The sequence below is a fragment of the Pseudomonas sp. NBRC 111131 genome (genome assembly GCF_001320525.1).
Lineage (GTDB): Bacteria > Pseudomonadota > Gammaproteobacteria > Pseudomonadales > Pseudomonadaceae > Aquipseudomonas > Aquipseudomonas ceruminis.
Map to the genome: position 1 here is coordinate 102,933 of NZ_BCBH01000012.1, position 24,028 is coordinate 126,960.

Genomic DNA, 24,028 nt, shown 5'->3' on the forward strand with positions numbered 1-24,028 from the left:
GATGGCCAACTGTATGAATTTCAAGGCGTTGTCATGAGTGAAGATGCACAAGATGTGGTACTGGTAGTCGAGGATGAGCCGGCGATCCGCATGATCCTGCGCGACTACCTGTCGGGGGAGGGTTACCACGTACTGGTCGCCGAAGACGGTGAGCAGGCGTTCGCAATCCTGGCGAGCAAGCCGCACCTGGACCTGATGGTGACAGACTTCCGCTTGCCTGGGGGGATCTCCGGGGTGGAGATTGCCGAGCCCGCGGTGAAATTGCGGCCAGACCTGAAGGTCATTTTCATCAGTGGCTACCCGGCGGAAATTCTCGAGTCAGGCAGCCCGATCACCCGCAAGGCACCGATCCTGGCAAAGCCGTTTGACCTGGATACCTTGCACGAGCAGATCCAGTCGCTGTTGCGCTGAGGCGGCGGGCCCTTCGCGGGGCAAGCCCGCCTCCAGAGGTTTCGCCGCATCCCTTGGCATGGGGGAACTGGGCGCGGGCTTGCCCTGCGAAGCGGCCCTGGCAGGCTATCGCAGCGTCCGCTCGATCCCACCGACCAGCAAATTTTCCATCAGCTCCAACCCTTGTGCTTGAGGCAATGCTTTGAGCAACCCCGGCAGTTGGTTGAGCAACGTCGCCAGTACATGTGCTGTAGCGTCCAACGCACGCCCCGGCAGTTTCGCTTGCGGTGCAATCAAGCGCAGCAACCCTGCCTCATACCGCTTGCGCAACGATGCCAGGTGCGCCTGTTGCGCCTCACTCAAACAGCATAAATCGCGCTCGGCCAGGCGAAACTGCAAGGGGCGCTCGGCATGCAACTGCCAATGCGCCGCGATCAGGCACGACAACGCCGATGCCCCCCGGGCCATGGCGCGGCGGCCTTGGTCCAGGGTGGCCTGCAGCTCCTCGTACACCTCTTCGATCAAGTCGTACAGCAGGTCCTGCTTGCTCGGGAAATGGTGATACAACGAACCTGCGGTCAGCCCCACATGGGCCGCCAGCTCGCGCATGCTCACCTGGCCGAAGCCTTTCTCGGCAAACAGCGCCATGGCCCGGTCACGTCGCTCTTCAAAGTTGGCACAGCGCATTGCGGCATTGACCGGGGGCATGCTGCTTCGTCCTCAGTAGGTAAAGAAACCGCGGCCACTCTTGCGCCCCAGCCAGCCGGCCGCGACCATTTCCTTGAGCAGCGGCGCAGGGCGGTACTTGCTGTCGTTGAAGCCCTCATGGAAGGCCTCCATGATCGCCAGCAATGTATCCAGGCCAATCAGGTCCGCCAGGGCCAGCGGACCGATCGGTTGGTTGCAGCCCAGGCGCATGCCGGTGTCGATATCCTCGGCACTGGCCAGGCCCTCCTGACGCACGAAGATCGCTTCGTTGATCATCGGCACCAGGATGCGGTTGACCACGAACCCCGGGCGGTTACCGGCGGTGATCGGTGTCTTGCCCAACTTTTCGGTCACCAGCAGCGCCTGGGCATAGGTCCCGTCGCTGGTCTGCAGGCCACGGATGATCTCGACCAGGGCCATCATCGGCACCGGGTTGAAAAAGTGCACGCCGATGAAGCGTTCAGGGTGCTCGATACTGGCGGCCAACTGGGTGACCGACAGCGACGAGGTATTGGTGGCGATCAGGCAATCGGCCGTTACGTTAGCGGCGACCTGCTGGAGGATGCGCTGCTTGAGCTGGAGGTTCTCGGTGGCGGCCTCGATCACCAGATGGGCGGCGCTGAGCTGTGCGTAATCGGTGCTGGTGCGGATGCGCGTTCTGGCCGCTGCAGCGCGTTCGGCGTCGAGGGTGCCCTTGCTGACCTGGCGCTCCAGGTTCTTGCCCAAGGTGGCCACGCCACGCTCCAGCGCGGCGTCGGAAACATCCACCAACAGCACCTGGTAACCGGCCACTGCACACACCTGCGCGATGCCGTTGCCCATGGTGCCGGCGCCGATAACGGCGATCTGTTCAATGCTCATGGTTCTGTTCCCTCAGACGCGCTCAAAGACAACGGCGATGCCTTGGCCGCCGCCGATGCACATGGTGGCCAGCGCGTAGCGGCCCTGGATGCGCTGCAGTTCATGGATGGCCTTGGTGGCAATGATCGCCCCCGTGGCGCCCACCGGATGGCCGAGGGAAATGCCCGAGCCGTTCGGGTTGACCTTTTCGGGGTCCAAGCCCAGGGCGTTGGCCACGGCGCAGGCCTGGGCAGCAAAGGCCTCATTGGACTCGATCACGTCCAGGTCGGCGATGTTCAGGCCGGCCTTTTCCAGTACCTTGCGCGTGGCCGGAATCGGTCCCAGGCCCATCAGTTCCGGCTCGACGCCCGCGTGGGCGTAGGCCACCAGGCGCGCCAGCGGCTTGAGGCCCAGGCGACGCACGGCGTCACCGGTGGCCAGCACCAGGCCCGCAGCGCCGTCGTTGATGCCACTGGCGTTGCCTGCGGTGACGGTGCCGTCCTTCTTGAAGACGGTTTTCATGCCCGCCAGTTGCTCGGCGGTGACATCCCCGCGTACGTGTTCGTCTACTGCGAACTGGACGCTGCCTTTGCGGGTCTTCAGCTCCAACGGCACGATCTGGCTGGCGAAGCGGCCCTCGGCAATGGCGCGGGCGGCGCGGCGCTGGCTGGTCAGGGCCAGCTCATCCTGCATTTCCCGGGTGACGCCATGTTTGGCAGCGACATTTTCCGCGGTAATGCCCATGTGGAAGTGTTCGAACGGGTCCTGCAACACGCCCACGGTGTAGTCGATCCCCTGCAGGTCGCCCATGCGCGCTCCCCAGCGGGCCTGTGGCAGCAGGTAAGGGCCGCGGCTCATCGACTCGGCACCGGCTGCCAGGGCCACGTCGGCGTCGCCGAGCAGCAGGCATTGGCTGGCCGAAACAATGGCCTGCAGGCCCGAGCCGCACAGGCGGTTGACGTTGAATGCCGGGGTTTCCTTGGGGATGCCAGCGTTCATCGCCGCCACCCGTGCCAGGTAGGCGTCACGTGGCTCAGTGGGAATGACGGTGCCCATGACCACGTGGCCGATCTGATCGGCGGCCACGCCCGAGCGCTCGATGGCGGCGTGGCTGACGGCGGTGGCCAGGTCGGCCAGCGGCAAGTCCTTGAGGGAACCACCAAAACCGCCGATGGCGGTACGGACGGCACTGACGACGTAGATTTCTGCGCTGCTCATAGAGGCTCCGATTGCGAAGGCATGGCGGGAGCGGGCCAGGCTCTGCGAGAATGGCCGGCGACCCCGTCGTTGGGTCCGAGTCTAGGCAAAGGCCCTGTTCGAGCCTATGCCGGATCTGTTCAGTCAACCTGGCACTTTTTGCCACTCAGCATAGACAGCGAATTCCGCCATGCGCGATAGCGATTCGGTCGCCGTGTACTTTCTCAATGCCATGCTCCATGCCCTGCGCGACAAGCCTGAGCTGCGCGATGCCCACCTGCGCGCGGTGGGCATCGACCCCGGTGTGCTTGGACAAGCACAAGCCCGCGTGCCCGCCAAGGCGTTCGCCCAGCTGTGGCTGGCGCTGATTCAGCGGCTGGATGACGAGTTTTTCCGCCTGGACAGCCATGGCATGCCGCTGGGCAGCTTCGCCTTGATCTGCCGAGGGCTGATCCAGGAGCCGAACCTGGAAAAAGCCCTGCGCCAGTGCATGGGCAATTTTGGCCTGTTCCTGCGCGACCTGCGGGGCAGCCTGACGGTGCGGGCCGGGCGGGCGACGATCAGCGTGCACTCGGGCATCGCCGACCCGTTGACCCGGGTGTACGCCGAGGAAACCTACCTGGTGCTGGTGGTGGGCCTGCTGTGCTGGCTGGCTGGGCGCCGCCTGGCCATCGACCGCACCGAACTGGCGGTGGCGCGCCCAGCGCAGGAGGACGACCTGCTCTTATGGGGACCGGACCTGCGCCTTGGCAGTGGGCGTACCGAAGTCGAATTCGACAGCGCCTACCTGCGTTTGCCCGTGGTGCAGGACCTCGGCAGCCTGAAGACCTTCCTGCGCAGCGCGCCGCAAGGGTTGGTCATCCGTTTTCGCAACCAGAATGGCCTGGTTGCACAGGTGTATCGCCATCTGCGCGCGCGGCGCTACGGCCAATGGCCAACCTTGGCGGCATTGGCCGTGCAACAGGGCGTCAGCGCCAGTACCTTTCGCCGCCAACTGGAGCGGGAAGGGCGGTCGTATCAGCAGATCAAGGACGAGGTGCGCCGGGCGATGGCATTCGAGCGCTTGCGCGAGGGCGCGTTGAGCATTGCCGAAATCGCCGAACAGGCAGGCTTTCAGGAGCCCAGTGCGTTTCACCGGGCTTTCAAGAAATGGACCGGGCAAAGCCCCGGAAGCTATCGGGCCTTGTTGGCCAGGCGCTGACGGGGCTGCTGCCGGTCGTCGGCAATCGATCAGGCCGGCACCATGGCAAATCCCACCCCGAACCGGTTCCAGGCATTGATGGTGGCGATGGCGAGTGTCAGGTTGACCACCTCGGTGGGTTCGAAGTGCGCTTGCAGCGCTTCATACTCCGGCTGTGGCGCGCCTTGCTCCGGCAAGCGTGTGAGGCACTCGACCCAGGCCAGTGCCGCACGCTCGCGCGGGGTGAAGTAAGCGGTGTCACGCCAGACGCTCAAGGTCTGCAGGCGGGCTTCGGTCTCGCCGGCCTTGCGTGCGTCATTGGCATGCATGTTGACGCAGTAGGCGCAGCCGTTGATCTGCGAAGCGCGCAGGCGCACCAGTTCCAGCAGCGCGTTTTCCAGGCCGCTCCTGGCCAGCGCCTGCTCCAGGCCGACCATGGCTTTGTAGGCGTCAGGTGCGTGCTTGGCCCATTCGATACGATTGTGCATGGTGATCTCCAGATCAAGGTGGGTGGACATGGCGCTACCTTAGCGCCGCCCGCCCGATGCCCCGATAGCCAATCGCACGCTTTGCCAGGAGGCCAATCGCGCCATTCAGGTGGCCACTGGCATGCATCCAATCTCTTCATTTCAGACTGGGTCGAGGAGACGGGATAATGGCCCGGTCTAGCTCCAGGAGAACCGATTCATGTCCGAAGAACGCTACATGCGCGAAGCCCTTGACCTGGCCCGTGCCAATATCCAGGCCGGTGGCCGGCCCTTCGGCGCCGTGCTGGTGTACCAAGGGCGGGTGATCGCCCGCGCCGTCAACGAGATCCACAGCACTCAGGACCCGACCAGCCACGCTGAGATGCAGGCCATTCGCAAGGCGTCCCACGCCTTGGGCCGGGCACGCCTGGACGGTGCTGAAATCTATGCCACGGGGCACCCGTGCCCGATGTGCCTGGCGGCCATGCACTTGTGTGGCATCGAACGCGCCTGGTTTGCCTATGACAATGAGGAAGGCGAGCCCTATGGCCTTTCCACCGCGGCGGTCTATGCGCAGATGGCTCGCCCGCCACAACAGCAGAGCTTGCCGTTACGCCCGCTCAAGCCAGCAGGCGAAGCAGGGTTGTATCAGCAATGGAAGCAGGCGAGCCAGCCATGAGGGGCGCGTTGAACCTGTTGTTGGTGATATTGCTGGCCTTGAACCTGCGCCCGATCCTGACCAGCATCGGGCCGCTGCTTGAGCCCATTCGCGCCGGCACCGGGTTGGGCTACCAGCAGGCGGCGCTGCTGACAGCATTACCGGTGCTGTGCATGGGCCTGGTGCCGTTGCTGCAACCCTGGCTGCGACGCTGGATCAGCGAGCATGGCGGCATGCTTGGCGGCCTTGGCGCCATTGCCCTGGCCTGCCTGTGGCGGTTGCAGCTGGACAGTGCCTGGGCGCTGATTGCCAGTGCGGTACTGGCCGGGTTGGGGGTGGCGGTGGTCCAGGGCATGATGCCGGGGCTGGTCAATCGCTGGTTTGCCAATCGCCTGGCTGCGGCCATGGGCCTTTACTCGGCGGCGCTGATGAGCGGTGGCGGGCTGGCGGCGGTGCTCGGGCCGCATATCAGCGGGCACTTTGGCCATTGGCAGGCGGGCCTTGGCGTGTGGGCGGTACCGGCGGTACTGGCGGTGCTTGCCTGGGCCGCGCTGCGCCCGCGTGAGGCTGCACCCGTACTGACGGGAGCGGGTGCAGGGCACTGGTTCGGCACGCGCCGGGCCTGGCTATTGGCGCTGTACTTTGGCCTGATCAATGGCGGCTACACCAGTATGGTTGCCTGGCTGCCGGCCTACCACCTCGAGCAGGGCGGCACAGCCCAGGGGGGTGGAGACCTGGTGGGCCTGATGACCCTGTTCCAGGTCGCCGGGGCGCTGGGGCTACCGATGCTGTTGCGCCGTTGGGCTGATCGACGGCCTGGGCTGTGGCTGGCATTGTCGATCCAGCTGGTCGGCTTTCTCGGCCTGCTGCTGGCGCCAACGCTGGCCATGGGAGCGTGGGTGGCGATGATCGGTTTCGGGCTGGGTGCGTGCTTCAGCCTGAGCCTGACCTTGACCCTGGAACACCTGAAAACCCCCGCCGAGGCTGGCAGCCTGGCGGCGTTCGTGCAGGGCATTGGCTTCATCATCACCGGCATCGTGCCGTACATCACGGGCGGGTTACGGGAGGTGAGCGGCAACTTCCAGGCGTCCTGGACATTGCTGACGGTTACCGTGCTGGCCATGTTGCTGGTGACCCGGTGCTTCGCACCGCGTAGCTACGCGGCTGCCGTCGCTAGGCCTGGGCCTGGCAGCCAGCCGGCCGTGGTCAGGTGAGGCGCTGCAGGGTATCGCGCACACGGTCCAGCGCCGGGTCGATGTCCAGCAGTTCGATGGCACCAAAACCGAACACCAGGCCGGGGCGCACGGGGGCCTCGCTGAAGAAGGGCGCCAGCGAGTAAAGACCAACCTCCACCTTGCGGGCGAGGTTGGTCAGCATCTCTATATCGATACCCGGCTGGGCGAGGGCGCTGAGGTGGAACCCGGCGTTGGCCGGCACGGCGCTGAGCCAGGGTGCCAGGTCTTCCTCCAGGCGTGCCAGGATACGCGCCCGGCGGGCACTGTAGATATCGTGGCAGCGGCGGATGTGCTTGCTCAGGTGCCCCTCGCTGATAAAGCGCGCCAGCGCCCACTGCAACAGCGAGGGGCTGTGCCAGTCACTCAAGTGCTTGGCCACGCAAGCGGCGCTCAGCACTGCGGGCGGCAGGACTGCGTAACCCAGGCGCAGTTCCGGCAGCAGGGTCTTGGAGAAGGTGCCGACGTAGGCCACCAGGCCATGGCGGTCGAGGCGCTGCAGGGCATCGCAAGCCTGGCCCTGGTAGCGGAATTCGCAGTCGTAGTCGTCTTCGATGATCAGCGCGCCCAGCTCGGCGGCGCGGGCCAGCAACGCTTGCCGACGCGGTTCACTCATCGGCATGCCCAGGGGGAACTGGTGCGAAGGCGTGACGTAGATCAGCCGGGTACCGTCGGCGATCTGTTCTACACACAGGCCCTGGTCGTCCACCGGGACCGATTGCAGGCGCGCACCCAAGGCCAGGAACAACTGGCGTGCCGGCGGGTAACCGGGGTCTTCCATGGCCACCGGGCAGCCGGGCTCGATCAGCACCCGAGCGATCAGGTCCAGGGCCTGCTGGGCACCGTTGCACACCAGCACGTCAGCCGCGCTGCAGTGCACGCCGCGGGCGAAGGCGATGTGGTGGGCAATGGCCTCGCGCAGCTCGGGCAGGCCCTGGGCCGCGAACTGTCGCTCTGGGTGCCGCTGACTGCGGCGCAGGGCGTAGTTCAGGCAGCTGCGCCAGTGGTCGAAGGGAAACTGCGCTTTGATCGACGCTCCGCCGACGAAGTCATAGCGTGAAGGCGCCTGCTGAGTGCGCCCGGCCAGCACCGTGGCGCGTTGTTGCCAGCGCTCCAGGGAGGCGGCTGCGGCCAGTGGCACGGGCTGGGTTTCGCTACTGCGCACAGGCTGGCGTGGGGTTATGAAGGTACCGCGGCCGACCACACCGCTGAGCAGGTTGTCATAGGTCAGCCGCGAATAGGCTTCGGCAACGGTCTTGCGCGACACACCCAGTTGCTCGGCCAACAGGCGGGTCGGTGGCAGTTGCGTGCCGGCGGCCAGGTGGCCACTGTCGATGCCAGCACGCAGCTGTTGGTAAAGCTGGTCGGCCAAGCCTTTGCGGCCTTCCAGGCGGATGTGTAGTTCCATGGTGACGGTCCGGAGCGCGGGAGTGCTCAGGATAGCGGATCAGAAGCGCGCGGTGCTCACGGTGATGTAGCGCTTGCCAGGCAGGGCGATGCGTATGACCGTTTCGTCAGCCGGTGCCGAGCGCTTCTGCCTGATGCACACGCCCTCGATGGCAGCGGCGCGCATACGGTGGGCGATGGCGCGGCCGCAGGTGTCGAAAAATACCTCACTGGCCAACAGTTCGATACGCTCGATCAACTGCCGGGTGCGTTCGTCGGTAGCGCAGAAGAACAGCACACCCGAGAGGTGCGGGTCCTCGTCCGGGTTGCTGATCTCATGAGCCATCAGTTCGCGCAGGGTGCTGCGCAGTTCGGCAGTGGTACGGGCAAGTGAGTGCATGCTCAGCCTCCTCTGGAAGACGAGTGCCGATCATGTTTTTGCCTGCCCACAGCGACAAGTAAGGCGTTTCCGATCTGTTGGGTAGGAAAATTCCCAAGTTACAGAGTGGGTGCCTCAACGCCGTTGATACGGCACAATTGCGCGCCTGATACCTGCGCGGACCGAGGACACCGATGAACAGCCACTTTCAAACCGTCGACCTGCAAAAGGCCTATCGCCTGCTCAACCATGGGCCGACCGTGCTGGTGTCGGCCAGCCACGAAGGTGTGGACAACGTCATGGCCGCCGCCTGGGCATGCGCGCTGGACTTCAACCCGCCTAAGGTCACCGTGGTACTGGACAAAAGTGCCCGTACACGCCAACTGATCGAAGGCAGTGGCTGGTTCGTGCTGCAGGTTCCAACTGCCGCCCAGGCCCATCTGACGCACCAGGTCGGTACCCGCAGCCTGTTCGACCAGCCCGACAAGCTGGCCAGCATCGGTGTCGAACTGAAACGCGTCGAAGGGTATGCGGCGCCGCTGGTCATGGGCTGCTCGGCCTGGTTGATGTGCCGGGTGATCGATGAGCCGCACAACCAGAACACCTATGACTTGTTCATAGGTGAAGTGGTGGCGGCGTGGGCCGATGACCGGGTGTTCAAGGATGGGCACTGGGCATACGAGCATGCCGATCCACAGTGGCGCAGTTTGCATTACGTGGCGGGCGGGCATTTTTACGCCATTGGTGAGCCCGTGGTGGTGGACCAGCAAGGCAACTGATGCGTGTGCCGGTGCCCGTTTGTCGGCAATCGGGCCGCATCGCGGCCCTGTGCACCCTCAGCCTCGGGAGTCCTGTTTGAAGCGCAACCGCCAGCCATGCAGCAACGGCTCGGTGTAGCCACTGGGCTGCTCCAGCCCTTTGAACACCAGCTCCTGCGCCGCGCGGAAGGCATGTGACCCAGCGAAGTTCTCCGCCATCGGCCGATAGGCACCATCACCGGCATTCTGCTGGTCGACCACCTTGGCCATTCGCTGCAGCGTGGCCTGCACCTGCTCGGCCGATACCACGCCATGGTGCAGCCAGTTGGCAATGTGCTGGGCCGAAATGCGCAGGGTGGCGCGGTCTTCCATCAGGCCGACGTCATGGATGTCCGGTACCTTGGAACACCCGACGCCTTGTTCTACCCAGCGCACCACATAGCCCAGGATACCCTGGCAGTTGTTGTCCAGTTCGGCCTGGATCTGCGTTGCGTTCCAGGGCCTGTCCGGGCTGACCGGGATGCTCAGCAAGTCGTGCAGCAACTGCTCGCGCTCGGCGGCCAGGTCGACCTGTTCCAGTTGCTGCTGCACGGCCGCTACGTCGACCTGGTGGTAGTGCAGCGCATGCAGGGTTGCCGCGGTCGGGGAGGGTACCCAGGCAGTATTGGCACCGGCGCGGGGTTGGGCGATTTTCTGTTCGAGCATGGCCGCCATCAGGTCTGGCATGGCCCACATGCCCTTGCCGATCTGCGCCTTGCCGCGCAGGCCGCAGGCGAGGCCAACCAGTACGTTGCTGCGTTCGTAAGCCTGGATCCAGGCGCTGCCTTTCATGTCGCCCTTGCGCAGCATGGCGCCGGCCTGCATGGCGGTGTGCATTTCATCGCCAGTGCGGTCGAGGAAACCGGTATTGATGAACACCACCCGCGCTGCTGCGCTGGCGATGCAGGCCTGGAGGTTGACGCTGGTCCGTCGTTCTTCGTCCATGATGCCTATTTTCAGGGTGTGCCGTGGCAGCTCCAGCAGGTCCTCGACACGGCGGAACAGCTGGTCGGCGAAGGCCACCTCGTCGGGCCCGTGCATCTTCGGCTTGACGATGTACAGGCTGCCCTCGCGGGAATTACCCCGGCGCTTGAGATCATGCAGGCCGATCAGGCTGGTGACCACGGCGTCGAGAATGCCTTCGGGGATTTCCCTGCCCTCGCGATCATGGATTGCCGGGTTGGTCATCAGGTGGCCGACGTTGCGGATGAACAGCAGCGAGCGCCCCGGCAGGCTCAGCGGCTGGCCGCTTACGCCGTGGTACTGGCGGTCTTGCGCGAGTGAGCGCGTGAAGGTTTTGCCGCCCTTGCTGACCTGTTCGCTCAGGTCGCCCTTCATCAGGCCGAGCCAGTTGCGATAGACATTGACCTTGTCTTCGGCATCCACGGCCGCCACCGAGTCTTCACAGTCGATGATGGTGGTCAGCGCGGCCTCCAGCAGGATGTCCTTGACCCCGGCAAGGTCGGCCTGGCCAATGGCGCTGGTGGGGTCGACCTGGATCTCGAAGTGCAACCGATGGTGCTGCAGCAGCAAGGCGGCCGGTTTGCCCGGCTCGCCCTGGTAGCCCTTCAGTTGCGCGGGTTGCTCTAGGCCGACCTGGCGGCCATCGCTCAGGGTGGCTTGCAGCGTGCCATCGCTGACGGCATAAACCTTGACATCGGCATGCGAGGCACCTGCCAGGGGCGCGACCTCATCGAGAAAACGTCGGCCGAAGGCGATCACCCGAGCTCCTCGCGCCGGGTTGTAGCCCTGGCCGCGTTCGGCGCCGTCGCTGTCGGAGATGGCGTCAGTGCCGTACAGCGCATCGTACAGCGAGCCCCAGCGGGCATTGGCGGCGTTCAGCGCATAGCGCGCGTTGCTCAGAGGCACCACCAACTGCGGGCCGGCTTGTTCGGCGATTTCGCGGTCGACGTTAGTGGTGGTGATGCGGACCTGGCCGGGCGTGTCGACCAGGTAGCCGATGCTGCGTAAAAAGGCCTGGTAGGCCGCCATGTCGGCAATCGGTCCCGGATGCTGGCGATGCCAGTTGTCCAGCTCGGCCTGCAGGCGGTCGCGTTCGGCGAGCAGCTCGCGGTTGCGCGGGGCGAGGTCATGGACCAGGGTGCTGAAGCCTTGCCAGAAGCGGGTGGCGTCGATGGCAGTGCCGGGGAGCACCTCGTCTTCGATGAAACGCTGCAGCACAGGGGCAATCTGGAGATGGTGGGACATGGTTGTCTCGCTCTTTTTCAGTATTCGGCAATGTGGTGCGTGTTCAAAGGGCCGCGGCCCCGGCCTTGGCCACCTGGGCATCCTGCTCGGCCCTGACGCCGGACACGCCGATGGCGCCGACCACCTGGCCATCGACCAGCACAGGCACGCCGCCCTCCAGGCTGGTCAGCAGGGGCGCTGTGACGAAGGCCGTGCGCCCACCGTTGACCATCTGTTCGTAATCACGGGTTTCCTTGCGCCCCAAGGCTGCACTGCGGGCCTTTTCCACGGCGATGTAGGCGCTGGCCGGCGCGCAACCGTCCATGCGCTGCAGGCCCAGCGGGTGGCCGCCGTCATCAACCACGGCGATGGTCACGTTCCAGTGGTGTGCTTCGGCCTCCTGGCGGGCGGCGGCCAGCAGGCGAGTCACCTCCACCTGGCCGATCACGGATTTGCTATGCATGGCTGTTCTCCTGGTTCAAGGCGGCTTCGACGATTTCGATCCAGTGCCGCACCGGCGTGCGCCCGGCACCGTCGAGGTGGGTCTGGCAGCCGATGTTGGCGGTGGCGATGAGTTGTGGCTTGCCGCTTTCCAGCGCGTTGAGGCGGTTGTCGCGCAATTGCCGCGACAGTTCCGGCTGGGTCAGCGAATAGGTCCCGGCAGAGCCGCAGCACAGATGGCCGTCCGGCACGGCGGTGAGGGTAAAGCCCAGGCGGGTCAGCAGGCTCTCCACCTGGCCGCCGAGCTTGAGTGCGTGCTGCAGCGTGCAGGGGCAGTGAAAGGCCAGGCGCTGTTCGCTGCACAGCCCCAGTTGCTCGACCGGCTCCTCGCGCAGCACCTCGACCAGGTCACGGGACAGCGCGCTGACCCGGGCGGCCTTGGCGGCATAGTGCGGGTCGTTCTCCAGCAGATGGCCATAGTCGCGGACGAAGGCGCCGCAGCCGCTGGCGGTCTGCACGATGGCTTCGGCGCCCGCTTCAATGGCTGGCCACCAGGCATCGATATTGCGCCGGGCGCGTTCCAGGCCGCGTGCTTGGGCATTGAGGTGATAGTCCACTGCACCGCAGCAGCCTGCTTCGAACGCAGGTTCCACGCTGATGCCCAGCCGGTCGAGCAGGCGCGCGGCAGCAGCGTTGGTGTTGGGCGAGAGCGCCGGCTGCACGCAGCCTTCGAGCAGCAGTACCCGGCGAACGTGGCGTACCGCCGGGCGTTCGCCGGCATCGGCCACCTGGGCGGGCAACTTGTTCTTGAGCGTGGTCGGCAGTACCGGGCGCAGGGCCTGGCCGGTGCGCATCAGCGCCTTGAACAGCGTCGGGCGCGGCACCACTGCGCGCAGCCCTTGGCGCAGCAGGCGCTGGCCCAGGGGGCGAGGTACTTGCTGTTCGACCACGGCGCGGCCGATGTCCAGCAAATCATGGTATTTCACCCCCGAAGGGCAAGTGGTTTCGCAGTTACGGCAGGTCAGGCAGCGGTCCAGGTGCAGCTGGGTGCTGGCAGTGACCGGTGCACCCTCGAGCACCTGCTTGATCAGATAGATGCGCCCGCGTGGGCCATCCAGTTCATCGCCAAGCAACTGGTAGGTCGGGCAGGTGGCGGTGCAGAAGCCACAGTGCACGCACGAGCGCAGAATACGTTCGGCCTCTTCGGCGCGGGCCAGGCCCTTGGCGGTTTCGCTCAGGTTGGTTTGCATGGCGTGGCCTCACAGGTCCGGGTACAGGCGGCCAGGGTTGAATATGCCCTGGGGGTCGAGTTGCTGCTTGAGCGCCTGGTGATAGCGCATCAGCGCTTCGGGCAGCGGAGCACTGCTGTCATCACCTGGCAGGTAGCCGGTGGCATGGCCGCCCACTGTGGCGGCCTGCTCGCGGATCAGTTGCGCGGGCGCGGTCGACTTAAGCCAGCGTTGCGCACCGCCCCAATCGATCAATTGCTGGCCAGGCAGCGCCAGTTCACCGGTGACAGTGGGCACCGACAGCCGCCACAGCGGTGCGGGGTCGTTGAAGAAGGCCAGGCGCTGCTCGCGCAGGTCGCTCCAGAAGCGGCTGTCGAGCAGCTCACCCCCCAGGCGCTGGCGCGCCGACTGCACCGAGCCTTCGCCCCCTTCCAGGCGCAGATACAAGGCTTCGCCATCGTGGCAGGCTGCGCTGATGGGCAAGGGTTGCTGGCCCCATTCGGCGAGCTCGGCCAAGGCGTGGTGCCGGCTCATCGGCAGGCACAGGCTCAGGCATTGGCGTGGGCGTGGCAGCACCTTGAGCGACACCTCGGTGAGCAGGCCCAGGCAGCCGAAACTGCCGGCCATCAAGCGTGAAACGTCATAACCGGCGACGTTTTTCATCACTTCGCCACCAAAGCGCAACAGCTTGCCGTGGCCGGTGATGACCCGTGTGCCGAGCACGTAGTCACGTACTGACCCCGCCCAGGGCCGACGGGGGCCTGACAGCCCAGCCGCGACCATGCCGCCGACGGTGGCATCGGCACCCAGGTGGGGTGGCTCGCACGGCAGCATCTGACCGGCCTCGTGCAGTACGGCCTCGATTTCCAGCAAGGGGGTGCCGGCACGTGCGGTGATCACCAGCTCGGTCGGGTCGTAGCTGACAATGCCACGGTGGCTGCGGGTATCCACGATCTCCCCGGTCACGGGACGCCCCAGCATGGCTTTGCTGTTGCCGCCTTGAACACGCAGCGGGGTGCCCAGGTTCAGGGCCCGATTGACCTGTTCCAGCAGGTCCTGGCTCATGTCGCGGTCCATGCTCATCAGAAACGCTCCAGGTCAGGGAAGGGCAGCTGTCCTTGATGCACATGCATTGCACCGAACTCGGCGCAGCGGTGCAGGGTGGGGATGTTCTTGCCCGGATTGAGCAGGCCTTTGGGGTCGAACGCCGCCTTCACCGCGTGGAACAGGGTGATTTCATCGCTGTTGAACTGGGCGCACATCTGGTTGATCTTCTCCCGCCCTACGCCGTGCTCACCGGTGATGCTGCCGCCTACCGCCACGCACAGTTCCAGGATGCGTCCACCGATCGCTTCGGCACGCTCCAGCTCACCGGGCAGGTTGGCATCGAACAGGATCAGCGGGTGCATGTTGCCGTCGCCTGCATGAAACACGTTGGCGACCCGCAGGCCGTACTGCTCGGAGAGTTCGCTGATGCCCTTGAGCACCCGCGGCAGTTCGCGGCGCGGAATGGTGCCGTCCATGCAGTAGTAATCCGGCGAGATGCGCCCCACCGCCGGGAAGGCGTTCTTGCGCCCGGCCCAGAAGCGTACCCGCTCGGCCTCGTCGCAGGCCAGGCGGACCTCGCGGGCGCCGGCCTGCTGCAGTACCGCCGCAACCCGCTCGCAGTCGTCCTGCACGTCGGCCTCGACGCCATCGAGCTCGCACAACAGAATCGCCGCCGCGTCCACCGGGTAACCGGCGTGGATGAAGTCCTCGGCGGCACGGATCGCCAGGTTGTCCATCATCTCCAGGCCTCCAGGGATGATGCCTGCGGCGATGATCTCGGCCACGGCCCGGCCGGCGTCTTCGACGCTGTCGAAACTGGCCAGCAGCACCCGTGCGACCTGAGGTTTGGGCAGCAGCTTGACGGTCACTTCGGTGATGATGCCGAGCATCCCTTCGGAGCCGGTGAACAACGCCAGCAGGTCGAAGCCGGGGCTGTCGAGGGCTTCGCTCCCCAAGGTCAGGCGCTCGCCTTCGACCGTCAGGATCTCGACCTTGAGCACGTTGTGCACGGTCAGGCCGTACTTCAGGCAATGCACGCCGCCGGCATTTTCAGCGACGTTGCCGCCAATCGAGCAGGCGATCTGTGAAGACGGGTCTGGCGCGTAATACAGGCCATAGGGGGCGGCTGCCTGAGAGATCGCCAAATTGCGCACGCCCGGCTGAACCCGGGCGAAGCGGCCTTGCCGATTGACCTCGAGAATGCGGTTGAAGCGCGCCATTACCAGCAGAATGCCTTTGGCCAGTGGCAGCGCACCGCCCGACAGCCCGGTGCCCGCCCCGCGCGCTACCACGGGCACACCACGCTGGTGGCATACCTTGAGCAACGTCTGCACCTGCTCCAGGCGCTCGGGTAGCACCACCAGCAGCGGTACCGTGCGGTAGGCCGAGAGGCCATCGCATTCATAGGGCTTGAGGTCCTCTGCACGGTGCAGGATCGCAAGGTCCGGCAGCGCCTCACGCAGTGCCTGCAGCAGCGCCTGGGTATCCACGGCAGGCAGCGCACCGTCGACACGTTCGTCGTAAAGAATGTTCATCGGGCTCACTCAGCGGCAATTTTTGTTGTTGTAGCAACACCGGTAACCCTTGCAGCCTGCGCCTCGGCGGCGGCTCTGGTCGAGCACATTGAGCACTGGTCCTACCAGTTTCTAAGGGGCAGGCTATTTATTTACGGGTTTGTCTGGCTAGATTAGGTAAAAAGACCCGCAGAGGTCCTACCAGTTGAGGTGTTGTATGGGTGCGCAAGGCAAGGCGAAGGTCGCCGATCAGGTGGCTGAGCGGGTGGAGCGCTTGATCGTCGAAGGCGTCCTCAAGGTAGGCCAGGCGTTACCTTCGGAGCGGCGGCTGGTGGAAAAACTCGGTTGTTCGCGCTCGGCGCTGCGCGAAGGCCTGCGCATTCTGCGCGGGCGCGGCATCATCGACACCGAGCAGGGGCGCGGCTCGTTCGTCGCCGACCTGACCGGGCAAGCGGGCAACACACCGTTGATGCACCTGTTCGGCTCACAACCTCGCACACTGTTCGACCTGCTCGAGGTGCGTGCATTGCTTGAGGCCGAGTCTGCGCGCCTGGCGGCCCTGCGCGCTACGGAAGTGGACCGCTTGCTGATCCGGCGCCGCTACGAAGAGATGCTTGCCGCCCACGCCTCTGGCGACATGCTCGACCCCCGCGAGCATGCCCGGCGCGACCACGCGTTCCACCGGGCCATCAGCGAGGCCTCGCACAACCCAGTGCTGGTGCACACGTTGCAATCGCTCAGTGACCTGACCTTGAGCACGGTGTTCGCTTCGGTCAACAACCTGTACTGCCGCCCGGCGCAGAAGCGCCAGATCGACCGGCAGCACGCGCGGCTTTACCACGCAGTGATGGAGCAGTTGCCAGAGCAGGCGCAGCGGGCGGCCCGCGAGCATATCAACGGGATTCGCGACAGTTTGCGCGAGATCGAGCAGGAAGAGCAGCGGTTGGTGCGGGCGACGATGCGCATGGATGGATGGGGGTGACGCGGCCCCGCGAAGGGGCCGCTGCAGACCCCACGTCACTGTGCCAGATGCCTGATCATCGCCACGGTTAGGTACAGCCGCGGCGCCACGCTGGCCAGCTCGATGTATTCATCGTCCCCATGCAACCCAGCCCCGACCACACCCAGCGTCTCCAGTACCGCCGGCTTGGCGTTGTCCGGGACATAGGCATATCCAGCATCGGTGCCGAAGCGCATGGCAATCGGCTCGATCGTGTGGCCGACCTCGGCATAGAGCTGCTGCGCGGTTTGTGCCAATTTCGTTGAGGCATCGTTGCGCGCCAGCGGCGGGCGGCCTTTTTCAACAGTGACGGTGACGTGGGTATCGGCTACCAGCTGCTTGTTCACGATACGCTGGGCATCAGCCTGTACCCGATCGGTTTCACCCAGGTCCGAATAGCGCATGTCTGCTTCGGCCGTGGCCAAGGCCGGGATGATGTTGGCCTTTTCACCGGCCTTGGCCAAGGTCCAGTTCACTGTGGTGCCTTTGCTGGCATCGCCCAGGTCTTTGAGCTGGAGCAGTTGGTGGGCCAGTTCGATGAGCGCGTTGCGCCCTTGCTCGGGCGCAGAGCCTGCGTGCGAGGCTCGGCCCTTGACCTCGAGCTTGAGGCGGTTGATGCCGTTGGTGGCCACCGTCACGGCGTCCTTGTCTGGTGGCTCGTAGGAAAATACGTAGTCATGCTTGCGGGCCAGCTCGGCGATGATCTGCTTGGAGCCCGCCGAGCCCATTTCCTCGTCAGGGTTGAACAGCACGGTGATCGTGCGGTAACCCTTGAACTGCTCGGCCTGCAGGAGCTTGAGCGCATGCAGGATCATCGCCACGCCGCCCTTGGCGTCCGCAACGCCCGGGCCATAGGCGCGCGGACCGTCGACGCGAAACGGCCGCTTGGTCACGGTGCCGGGCCCGAACACGGTGTCGTAGTGCACCATCAGCAAAAAGTCTTTGCTGCCGGTGCCTTTGAACGTGCCGACGATGTTGTCGCCCACGGAGGGTGTGGCAGGGTGGGTCTGGACTTCTGCGCCCAATGCCTTGAGGCGTTTGACCAGTTCGGCGCTGACCTGTGTCAGGCCCGCCTCGGTGCCGGTACCGGTGTCCACCGAGACCAGAGCCTTGAGGGTGTCCAGGTACGCCGCCTGCTCGCCCTCGGCCTGTTTGAACAGGTCCTGGGCGGAAGGTTCGGCTACGGTTGCCTGGGTGCAGGCAACCAAGAGCGCCAGGGCAATGGCGTGGGGAGGGCGGGGCAATGGCATGAGATCTTCCTTGTAGGGGCGAACTCATGAGCCTAGACCGTTACCACCCTCCTTGCGCAGTCCTGGGCGGCCCACCCGCGCCTCACGCTCGCGAATGGGCGGCGACGCCCTCAGTGGTCAGCCACGGGGTCATCCTGGGACAAGATGGCGCGCGCCAGTTCTTCATCGTTGGCCTGCAGGCCAGGATGGTCCTTACGGACTTGTTCCAGCGCCGACTCCACATACGCACCCCGAATGGCACCGCCACTGGCGACGAAGGCAGAAAGCTCGTCACGTGCAGGGATGATCCGTTTGTCGTCTTTGAACGTCGAATACAGCGACGCGGAGACCCCGGCCGAGGTGGCGACGTCGCCCGCATCGACGCGGGCCAGGGCAGCACCGGCTGGCAGCAGGAGCAGCAGGGCAGGGGCGAGGAATAGGTGGCGCATGTCGTGTTCTCCAATAGCGTGAAGCCCAAGGAAATAACCACTCATGCTTAAGAGGGTGCGCACGTGCCGGTAGTTCCCGATAGCGCAGCGCGCTCGTCGCGTCCTTGCACTGCCTGGGTGAAAACTACCCAGCAGCGTTCCGCTTTGGTGCACGGTGGCTTCAAATTGAGTCACTGAGCACAGGTGGGGGCCAGTATGACGTTGTCTTTTGTGCAATCTGCACGCTTCTGGCTGGGCTGAGTGCCTGGTTTTTTGCCCCCTGCGGCCCGCTGAAAAGCGGCCCGCATATTGCTCATGCTGCTCCATCTTCAACCCGGAGCACCTGATAATGAGCTCACCCTCCGAATTCCCCCTGTGCGAAGCGCCCCGGCACGCCCGCAAGGGCCTGTTGCCGATCGCCATGGTCCTGTTCAGCTTCACCTTCTTCACCGGCACGATGTTCGCCGGGGGCAGGCTGGGCATGGCCTTCAGCTTCACTGACATGTTGTGGGTCGCCACCCTCGGCAACACATTGCTGGCCCTGTATGCCGCGGCGTTGGCGTTCATCGCTTCACGCAGCGGGCTCAATACTGTGCTCATGGGCCGCTTCTGTTTCGGTGAAGCGGGCAGTCGCCTGTCGGACTTTCTACTGGGTTTTGCCGAGCTTGGCTGGTATGCCTGGGGCACCGCCACCGTGGCCATCGTGCTGGTCAAGCTGTTGGGGCTGGCCGAGGGCTTTACGGTACCGTTGATGGTGCTGTTCGGGCTGGGGTTCAGTATCACCGCAATCGTTGGCTTCAAGGGTCTGGACGTGCTGTCGCGGGTCTCGGTACCATTGATGTTCGCGCTGCTGATCGTTTCCATGGTCATTGCCACCCGCGACGCCGGTGGCCTGCAGCAGCTGGCGGCGCTGGTGCCGCATGAAACCCTGACCTTTTCTGCGGCAGTGACCATGGTCTTCGGCACCTTCGCCAGTGGTGCCACCCAGGCGACCAACTGGACACGCCTGTCGCGCAGCGGGCGTGTGGCGGTGACCGCCAGCGTGGTGGCGTTTCTGCTGGGTAACGGACTGATGGTGGTGGCCGGGGCCTGGTGTGCGATGGTCTATCAGCAGGCCGATATCGTCGAAGTCATGGTGCTGCAGGGGTTGTCGTTCGCGGCGGTGGTGATGCTCTGCCTGAACCTGTGGACCATCCAGGGGCCGACCATCTACAACGTTGCTGCGGCGGCCTGCCACTTGCTGCGCAGCGAGCGGCGGCGCACGGCAACCTTACTGGCAGCCGGTGTGGGTATCGTGTTGGCCATCGGTGGCATGTACGAGCTGCTGATTCCGTTCCTGGTGCTGCTGGGCTCGATCATTCCCCCGGTGGGCGGGGTGATCATGGCGGACTTCTGGTACCGGCATCGGGGCAAGTACCCGGCGTTGGCGACGGCCCGCTTGCCGCGCTACAACCTCAGGGGACTGTTCGCCTATGCAGTGGGTGCGGTGCTGGCCTATGCCTCGCCGTGGGTGGCGCCCCTGGTGGGCATAAGCGCCTCGGCGCTGTGTTATATCCTGCTGCTTGAGCTCAGTGGTCGGTACCAGGCGCTGGGCCAGGCACGGGGCGAGCCGTGAGCCTGGCCCTGGAAGACATTCTGCGCCTGCCGGGCCTGCAGGAGATGACCGTGCGGGCTGCTGCGCGCAACCTGCAGCGGCGGGTGCGTTGGCCTTATGTGGCAGAGAACGAAGGCCTCGCCGAGTGGGTGATGGGCGGTGAACTGGTGTTCGTCACCGGCATCAACCATCCCCGTGGCGAGGGCAACCTGCTGAGCCTGCTGGACGATGGCGACGCGGCGGGCATCGCCGGCATGGTGATCCTCACCGGCGGCAGCTTCATCCAGGGGATACCGCCTGCAGTGGTCGACCGTGCCGAGCAGTTGGGTCTGCCCCTGATCGAACAGCCTTACGCCCTGAAAATGGTCGTGGTCACCCACGTGATCGGCACGGCCCTGGTGCAGACGACCCAGGTGCGTCGCTCGCGTAACGACATTCTCGGCCAGCTGCTGACGGGTGACTATCCAAGCCTGGCCATAGCCCGGCAGCGGGCGGCGCATGCGCAGCTGGACCTGCAAGGGCCGCGGCGCCTGGTGGCGTTGCGCTTGTCGGCGGTGGAGGGGCTGTTCAAGCGGCATGGCCTGAGCGAAGGCGAGCGCCTGTGGCAAGGTACCCGGCAACGCTTGGAAGACCAGCTTGAGGGTTGGTGCCGTGGCCGACCCGCGGCGGTGACGGCGCAGTTGGCGGGAGACCTGTTCGTACTGCTGTTGCCGGATGTCCCGGACCTGCGCACGGCGCTGGTCGGGCTGCACCGGCAACTGCTCGCGGTGGCGGGGGAGATGGACCTGTACATGGGGCTGTCGGGCATTGCCGAGGACTGCGCCCAGTACCGTCAGGCCCTCAACCAGGCCCGCCAGGCCCTGGAGGTGGCCCAGAACTTGCGCCCTGCCACGGGCCTGTGCGACTTCAGCGAGCTGGGCGTGCTGCGCTTGTTGCAGGGCATCGTCGACCGCTCGCTGCTCGACGACTTCGTCGCTCAGACCCTCGGCCCGCTGCGCGCCCCGGGGCGCAAGCAGCCCGACGCCCTGTTGCACACCCTCGATGCGCTGCTCAAGGAGAACGGCAATGGCCTCAAGGCCGGCCAGCGCCTGGGTGTGCACCGCAACACCATCAACCAACGGATGCAACGCATCGAGCAACTGAGTGGGCAGTCCCTTGACGATCCGCTTTTTCGCATGAACGCTGCGGTCGCTATGCTGATATGGCGCATGACCGAAGCCCAAGGCAAGGAGTAACACCATGAACATCATCAATGCACGCCTGCGCGGCAAGGCCGGCCTGTTTCGCATCGAGCTGGACGGTGAGCGTATCGCCGCTATCAAGCCTCAGGCTGCGGTGGCGGCGCCCGGTACCGACGGTGACCTTGACGCCCAGCAGAACCTGGTGGTGCCCCCTTTCGTCGAGCCGCACATTCACCTCGATGCCACCCTGACCGCCGGCGAGCCGAAGTGGAACATGAGTGGCACCTTGTTCGAGGGCATCGAACGCTGGGCCGAACGCAAGGCGCTCACCACCCACGATGACATCAAGGTCCGCTCCAAAAAGACCATTGACATGCTGGTGGACCATGGCATCCAGCATGTACGCACCCACGTCGATGTGACCGATCCCACGCTCACCGCACTCAAGGCGATGGTGGAGGTGCGCGAGGAGGTACGCGACCTGATCGACCTGCAGATCGTCGCCTTCCCTCAGGAAGGCATCGAGTCGTACGCCAACGGGCGGGCGCTGATGACCGAGGCGGTGGCCATGGGCGCCGATGTGGTCGGGGGTATTCCGCATTTTGAGAACACCCGTGACCAAGGCGTGTCGTCGGTGAAGTTCCTGATGGAGCTGGCCGAGCGTACCGGCTGCCTGGTGGACGTGCACTGCGACGAAACCGACGACCCGCAGTCACGATTCCTCGAGGTGCTGGCCGAAGAAGCACGCGTGCGGGGCATGGGCGCGCGGGTGACGGCGAGTCATACCACGGCCATGGGCTCGTATGACAATGCCTACTGCTCCAAGCTGTTCCGCCTGTTGAAGATGTCCGGCATCAATTTTGTCTCGTGCCCGACGGAGAGCATCCACCTGCAAGGGCGCTTCGACACCTACCCGAAACGGCGGGGGCTGACCCGCGTGGCCGAGATCGACCGGGCGGGGATGAACGTCTGCTTCGGCCAGGACTCGATCGTCGACCCCTGGTACCCGTTGGGCAATGGCAACATCCTGCGCATCCTCGAGGCGGGACTGCATATCTGCCACATGTTGGGTTATGAGGACTTGCAACGTTGCCTGGACCTGATCACCGACAACAGTGCGCGCACCCTCAACCTGGGCGAGCGCTACGGGATCGAAGTCGGCCGCCCGGCCAACCTGCTGCTGCTGTCGGCACCGGATGACTATGAGATGGTCCGCAGCCAGGGGCATGCGTGGGTGTCGGTGCGCCATGGCAAGGTGCTGATGCGGCGCACACCGGCGCGAATCGAGCGCTTTGGCTGACCGTTTCGTCTGCCGATGAGCGGCCCTGCCACCGATAAGCCGGCGACAGGGCGATTACCGGCAGACATCCGCCGTGGGCTCTGGCATGGTAAGCCGTTGATCAAGCCAGGCTGACAAGCACGTATGGATTCGTTCTACCTCATCGCCCTCGGCGCTGTCGTTGCCGGTTTTGTCCAGGGCCTTTCCGGTTTCGCCTTCGGCATGGTTGCCATGTCCTTCTGGGCCTGGGGGCTGGAGCCGCGCCTGGCTGCGTCGCTCACTGTGTTCGGCAGTCTCACCGGCCAGCTCATTGCAGTCTTCAGCGTGCGGCGCGGCTTTAGCTGGCCGTTGCTATGGCCGTTCGTGCTGGGCGGCCTGGCCGGCATTCCCTTGGGGGTGTGGGTGCTGCCGTACCTGGACATGCTCTGGTTCAAGGCTGTGTTCGGCACCCTGCTGGTGCTCTGGTGCCCGTTGATGCTGCTGGCGCCGCGCTTGCCGCGGCTGCCGGGCAACCGCCTGGCCGACGGCGCTGTGGGCATGCTCGGCGGGGCACTGGGCGGAATCGGTGGCTTTACCGGCACAGTGCCTACACTGTGGTGTACCTTGCGCGGGTTCGAACGCGATACCCAGCGTGCGGTGATTCAGAACTTCAACCTGTCGATGCTGCTGGTGACCATGCTCACCTACTTGGGCACGGGCGTGGTCAGCCGCGACATGCTGCCCTCGTTCGCGGTCGTACTGCTGGCCATGGCGCTGCCGGCCCTGTTGGGCACACGGCTGTACCTGGGCATCAGCGAACTGACGTTTCGCAGGGTGGTGCTGGGGTTGCTGACGTTTTCGGGCATTGCCATGCTGACGGCATCCGTGCCTGCCTTGCTGGGTCGCTGAATGCTTGCCTGCGGGCGTCGAACTTGGCACCCTTTGGGCCCTGCAACTGTCCATGGCGCAATAGAAGGAACAAACCGTTGAGTTGGGACAATGATGCTCATGCTGCTGGCCTATGTGGTGCTCAAGGACAACGCACGTCTGGAAGCCTCCCTCACCTACGCCTACCTCACGTACCCGAGCCAATTCAGCGAACGCATCAGCAAGGCCAGCGAGCAGCTCAAATACGAGCGGCTGCAGCCGCGAATCAACAGCATCAGCCAAGGGGTGTTGAACCAGGAGCAGGTCGACAGGCTGATCGATCTGGCCCAGGCACCGTATGCCCAGCTGTTCGCCAAACCCTTCGAGGCCGGCTTGGTGGATCACCGTACCGGCTTGCTGATCGACCTGCGCAACACCGGCGACACCGAGGTGCGCGAGGTCAGGATTCGCCTCCCGGCCAAGGGCCTTGTGCAGGTCCGCGATGCGGCAGGCAACGACACCCTCTACGAAGCCTCGACGCCTGCTGTGGAGATCCCCGCCATCGAGCAGGGCGGGGAGTGCAAGGTCTGGGTGTACTTTGACGCGGACTATTCGCAGATCCGCCAGGGCGGTATCAGCATCAGCCATGCCGATGGCGTGGCTGATGTCAGGGTGTACCGCGAGTTCGCCGGTTTCCCGGCGTGGGTGGCGCGCTATAGCCGTGAGCTGATGATCGTGCTGTGCGGGTTGCTGCTGAGCGTGCTGGGCCTCGGGTATGCCTGCCTTGGGCGGCGGCGTGCGTCAGCGTTGCCCGAGTGA

24 protein-coding genes are annotated in these 24,028 nt (G+C 65.0%); 11 read left to right on the forward strand and 13 right to left on the reverse strand.

Features of this window, described 5'->3' with window-relative positions; genetic code table 11:
• Positions 1 to 33: 33 nt before the first annotated feature.
• Entirely contained in the window at positions 34 to 411 is a 378-nt protein-coding gene (locus APH34_RS13680) for a response regulator (RefSeq protein WP_054901562.1), read from the forward strand.
• A 105-nt stretch (positions 412 to 516) separates the two neighbouring features.
• Here the strand turns inward: APH34_RS13680 and APH34_RS13685 are convergent, their stop codons facing one another.
• Genes APH34_RS13685 through APH34_RS13695 form a run of 3 tightly spaced genes read right to left on the reverse strand, consistent with a single transcriptional unit; the run spans position 517 to position 3,156 of the window.
• Positions 517 to 1,098 (reverse strand): TetR/AcrR family transcriptional regulator, encoded by a 582-nt coding sequence (locus tag APH34_RS13685; RefSeq protein WP_054901563.1) that lies wholly within the window; start codon positions 1,096 to 1,098, stop codon positions 517 to 519.
• A 12-nt stretch (positions 1,099 to 1,110) separates the two neighbouring features.
• Complete coding sequence (locus APH34_RS13690) at positions 1,111 to 1,959, reverse strand: 3-hydroxybutyryl-CoA dehydrogenase (protein ID WP_054901564.1); 849 nt, start codon at positions 1,957 to 1,959, stop codon at positions 1,111 to 1,113.
• Between the two features lie 12 nt (positions 1,960 to 1,971).
• The gene (locus tag APH34_RS13695) at positions 1,972 to 3,156 is read right to left on the reverse strand and encodes an acetyl-CoA C-acyltransferase family protein (protein WP_054901565.1); all 1,185 of its coding nucleotides are present in this window, start codon (positions 3,154 to 3,156) and stop codon (positions 1,972 to 1,974) included.
• Positions 3,157 to 3,325: 169 nt separating this feature from the next.
• Here APH34_RS13695 and APH34_RS13700 point away from each other — a divergent pair, with 169 nt between their 5' ends.
• Positions 3,326 to 4,336, forward strand: coding sequence for an AraC family transcriptional regulator (locus APH34_RS13700; RefSeq protein ID WP_054901566.1), 1,011 nt, complete (start codon positions 3,326 to 3,328; stop codon positions 4,334 to 4,336).
• A gap of 29 nt (positions 4,337 to 4,365) precedes the next feature.
• On the opposite strand, the gene APH34_RS13705 is transcribed toward APH34_RS13700, so the two are convergent.
• Positions 4,366 to 4,803, reverse strand: a complete 438-nt coding sequence (locus APH34_RS13705; protein ID WP_054901616.1) for a carboxymuconolactone decarboxylase family protein — start codon at positions 4,801 to 4,803, stop codon at positions 4,366 to 4,368.
• Positions 4,804 to 5,002: 199 nt separating this feature from the next.
• On the opposite strand from APH34_RS13705, the gene APH34_RS13710 reads away from it, so the two are divergent.
• Positions 5,003 to 5,461, forward strand: a complete 459-nt coding sequence (locus tag APH34_RS13710) for a nucleoside deaminase (RefSeq protein WP_054901567.1) — start codon at positions 5,003 to 5,005, stop codon at positions 5,459 to 5,461.
• Positions 5,458 to 6,654 carry a CynX/NimT family MFS transporter gene (locus APH34_RS13715; protein WP_054901568.1) on the forward strand — a complete coding sequence of 399 codons (1,197 nt, stop codon included), beginning with the start codon at positions 5,458 to 5,460 and terminating at the stop codon, positions 6,652 to 6,654. The genes APH34_RS13710 and APH34_RS13715 overlap by 4 nt, the downstream gene beginning before the upstream one ends.
• On the opposite strand, the gene APH34_RS13720 is transcribed toward APH34_RS13715, so the two are convergent.
• Positions 6,647 to 8,080: a PLP-dependent aminotransferase family protein gene (locus tag APH34_RS13720; protein ID WP_054901569.1), complete on the reverse strand. Its 1,434-nt coding sequence runs from the start codon at positions 8,078 to 8,080 to the stop codon at positions 6,647 to 6,649. The two genes, APH34_RS13715 and APH34_RS13720, sit on opposite strands and share 8 nt — an antisense overlap.
• A gap of 39 nt (positions 8,081 to 8,119) precedes the next feature.
• Complete coding sequence (locus APH34_RS13725; RefSeq protein WP_054901570.1) at positions 8,120 to 8,458, reverse strand: hypothetical protein; 339 nt, start codon at positions 8,456 to 8,458, stop codon at positions 8,120 to 8,122.
• A 173-nt stretch (positions 8,459 to 8,631) separates the two neighbouring features.
• Between APH34_RS13725 and APH34_RS13730 the strand changes: the two genes are divergently transcribed.
• Positions 8,632 to 9,216: a flavin reductase family protein gene (locus APH34_RS13730; protein WP_054901571.1), complete on the forward strand. Its 585-nt coding sequence runs from the start codon at positions 8,632 to 8,634 to the stop codon at positions 9,214 to 9,216.
• 57 nt (positions 9,217 to 9,273) lie between these two features.
• Here APH34_RS13730 and APH34_RS13735 read toward each other — a convergent pair whose 3' ends face one another.
• Genes APH34_RS13735 through glcD form a run of 5 tightly spaced genes read right to left on the reverse strand, consistent with a single transcriptional unit; the run spans position 9,274 to position 15,673 of the window.
• Complete coding sequence (locus tag APH34_RS13735; protein ID WP_054901572.1) at positions 9,274 to 11,442, reverse strand: malate synthase G; 2,169 nt, start codon at positions 11,440 to 11,442, stop codon at positions 9,274 to 9,276.
• Positions 11,443 to 11,485: 43 nt separating this feature from the next.
• Positions 11,486 to 11,884: a heme-binding protein gene (locus tag APH34_RS13740; RefSeq protein ID WP_054901573.1), complete on the reverse strand. Its 399-nt coding sequence runs from the start codon at positions 11,882 to 11,884 to the stop codon at positions 11,486 to 11,488.
• Positions 11,877 to 13,112 carry a glycolate oxidase subunit GlcF gene (gene glcF, locus APH34_RS13745; protein WP_054901574.1) on the reverse strand — a complete coding sequence of 412 codons (1,236 nt, stop codon included), beginning with the start codon at positions 13,110 to 13,112 and terminating at the stop codon, positions 11,877 to 11,879. The genes APH34_RS13740 and glcF overlap by 8 nt, the downstream gene beginning before the upstream one ends.
• Positions 13,113 to 13,121: 9 nt before the next feature.
• The gene (gene glcE / locus APH34_RS13750) at positions 13,122 to 14,174 is read right to left on the reverse strand and encodes a glycolate oxidase subunit GlcE (RefSeq protein ID WP_054901575.1); all 1,053 of its coding nucleotides are present in this window, start codon (positions 14,172 to 14,174) and stop codon (positions 13,122 to 13,124) included.
• On the reverse strand, positions 14,174 to 15,673 hold the full coding sequence (glcD, locus tag APH34_RS13755; RefSeq protein WP_054901576.1) for a glycolate oxidase subunit GlcD: 1,500 nt from the start codon (positions 15,671 to 15,673) through the stop codon (positions 14,174 to 14,176). The genes glcE and glcD overlap by 1 nt, the downstream gene beginning before the upstream one ends.
• A 196-nt stretch (positions 15,674 to 15,869) precedes the next feature.
• Between glcD and glcC the strand changes: the two genes are divergently transcribed.
• Positions 15,870 to 16,634 carry a transcriptional regulator GlcC gene (gene glcC, locus APH34_RS13760; protein WP_054901577.1) on the forward strand — a complete coding sequence of 255 codons (765 nt, stop codon included), beginning with the start codon at positions 15,870 to 15,872 and terminating at the stop codon, positions 16,632 to 16,634.
• Positions 16,635 to 16,669: 35 nt separating this feature from the next.
• Here glcC and APH34_RS13765 read toward each other — a convergent pair whose 3' ends face one another.
• Both APH34_RS13765 and APH34_RS13770 read right to left on the reverse strand, forming a co-directional pair.
• Entirely contained in the window at positions 16,670 to 17,902 is a 1,233-nt protein-coding gene (locus APH34_RS13765) for a M20/M25/M40 family metallo-hydrolase (protein ID WP_054901578.1), read from the reverse strand.
• Positions 17,903 to 18,012: 110 nt separating this feature from the next.
• Positions 18,013 to 18,330, reverse strand: a complete 318-nt coding sequence (locus APH34_RS13770; protein WP_054901579.1) for a DUF2388 domain-containing protein — start codon at positions 18,328 to 18,330, stop codon at positions 18,013 to 18,015.
• Positions 18,331 to 18,658: 328 nt separating this feature from the next.
• On the opposite strand from APH34_RS13770, the gene codB reads away from it, so the two are divergent.
• From codB to APH34_RS13795, 5 genes are all read left to right on the forward strand, one after another.
• Positions 18,659 to 19,924, forward strand: a complete 1,266-nt coding sequence (gene codB / locus APH34_RS13775; RefSeq protein WP_054901580.1) for a cytosine permease — start codon at positions 18,659 to 18,661, stop codon at positions 19,922 to 19,924.
• Positions 19,921 to 21,138: a PucR family transcriptional regulator gene (locus tag APH34_RS13780; protein WP_054901581.1), complete on the forward strand. Its 1,218-nt coding sequence runs from the start codon at positions 19,921 to 19,923 to the stop codon at positions 21,136 to 21,138. The genes codB and APH34_RS13780 overlap by 4 nt, the downstream gene beginning before the upstream one ends.
• 4 nt (positions 21,139 to 21,142) lie before the next feature.
• Positions 21,143 to 22,384, forward strand: a complete 1,242-nt coding sequence (codA, locus tag APH34_RS13785) for a cytosine deaminase (protein WP_054901582.1) — start codon at positions 21,143 to 21,145, stop codon at positions 22,382 to 22,384.
• A 123-nt stretch (positions 22,385 to 22,507) separates the two neighbouring features.
• On the forward strand, positions 22,508 to 23,251 hold the full coding sequence (locus tag APH34_RS13790; protein WP_054901583.1) for a sulfite exporter TauE/SafE family protein: 744 nt from the start codon (positions 22,508 to 22,510) through the stop codon (positions 23,249 to 23,251).
• Positions 23,252 to 23,341: 90 nt separating this feature from the next.
• Complete coding sequence (locus APH34_RS13795; protein WP_054901584.1) at positions 23,342 to 24,028, forward strand: hypothetical protein; 687 nt, start codon at positions 23,342 to 23,344, stop codon at positions 24,026 to 24,028.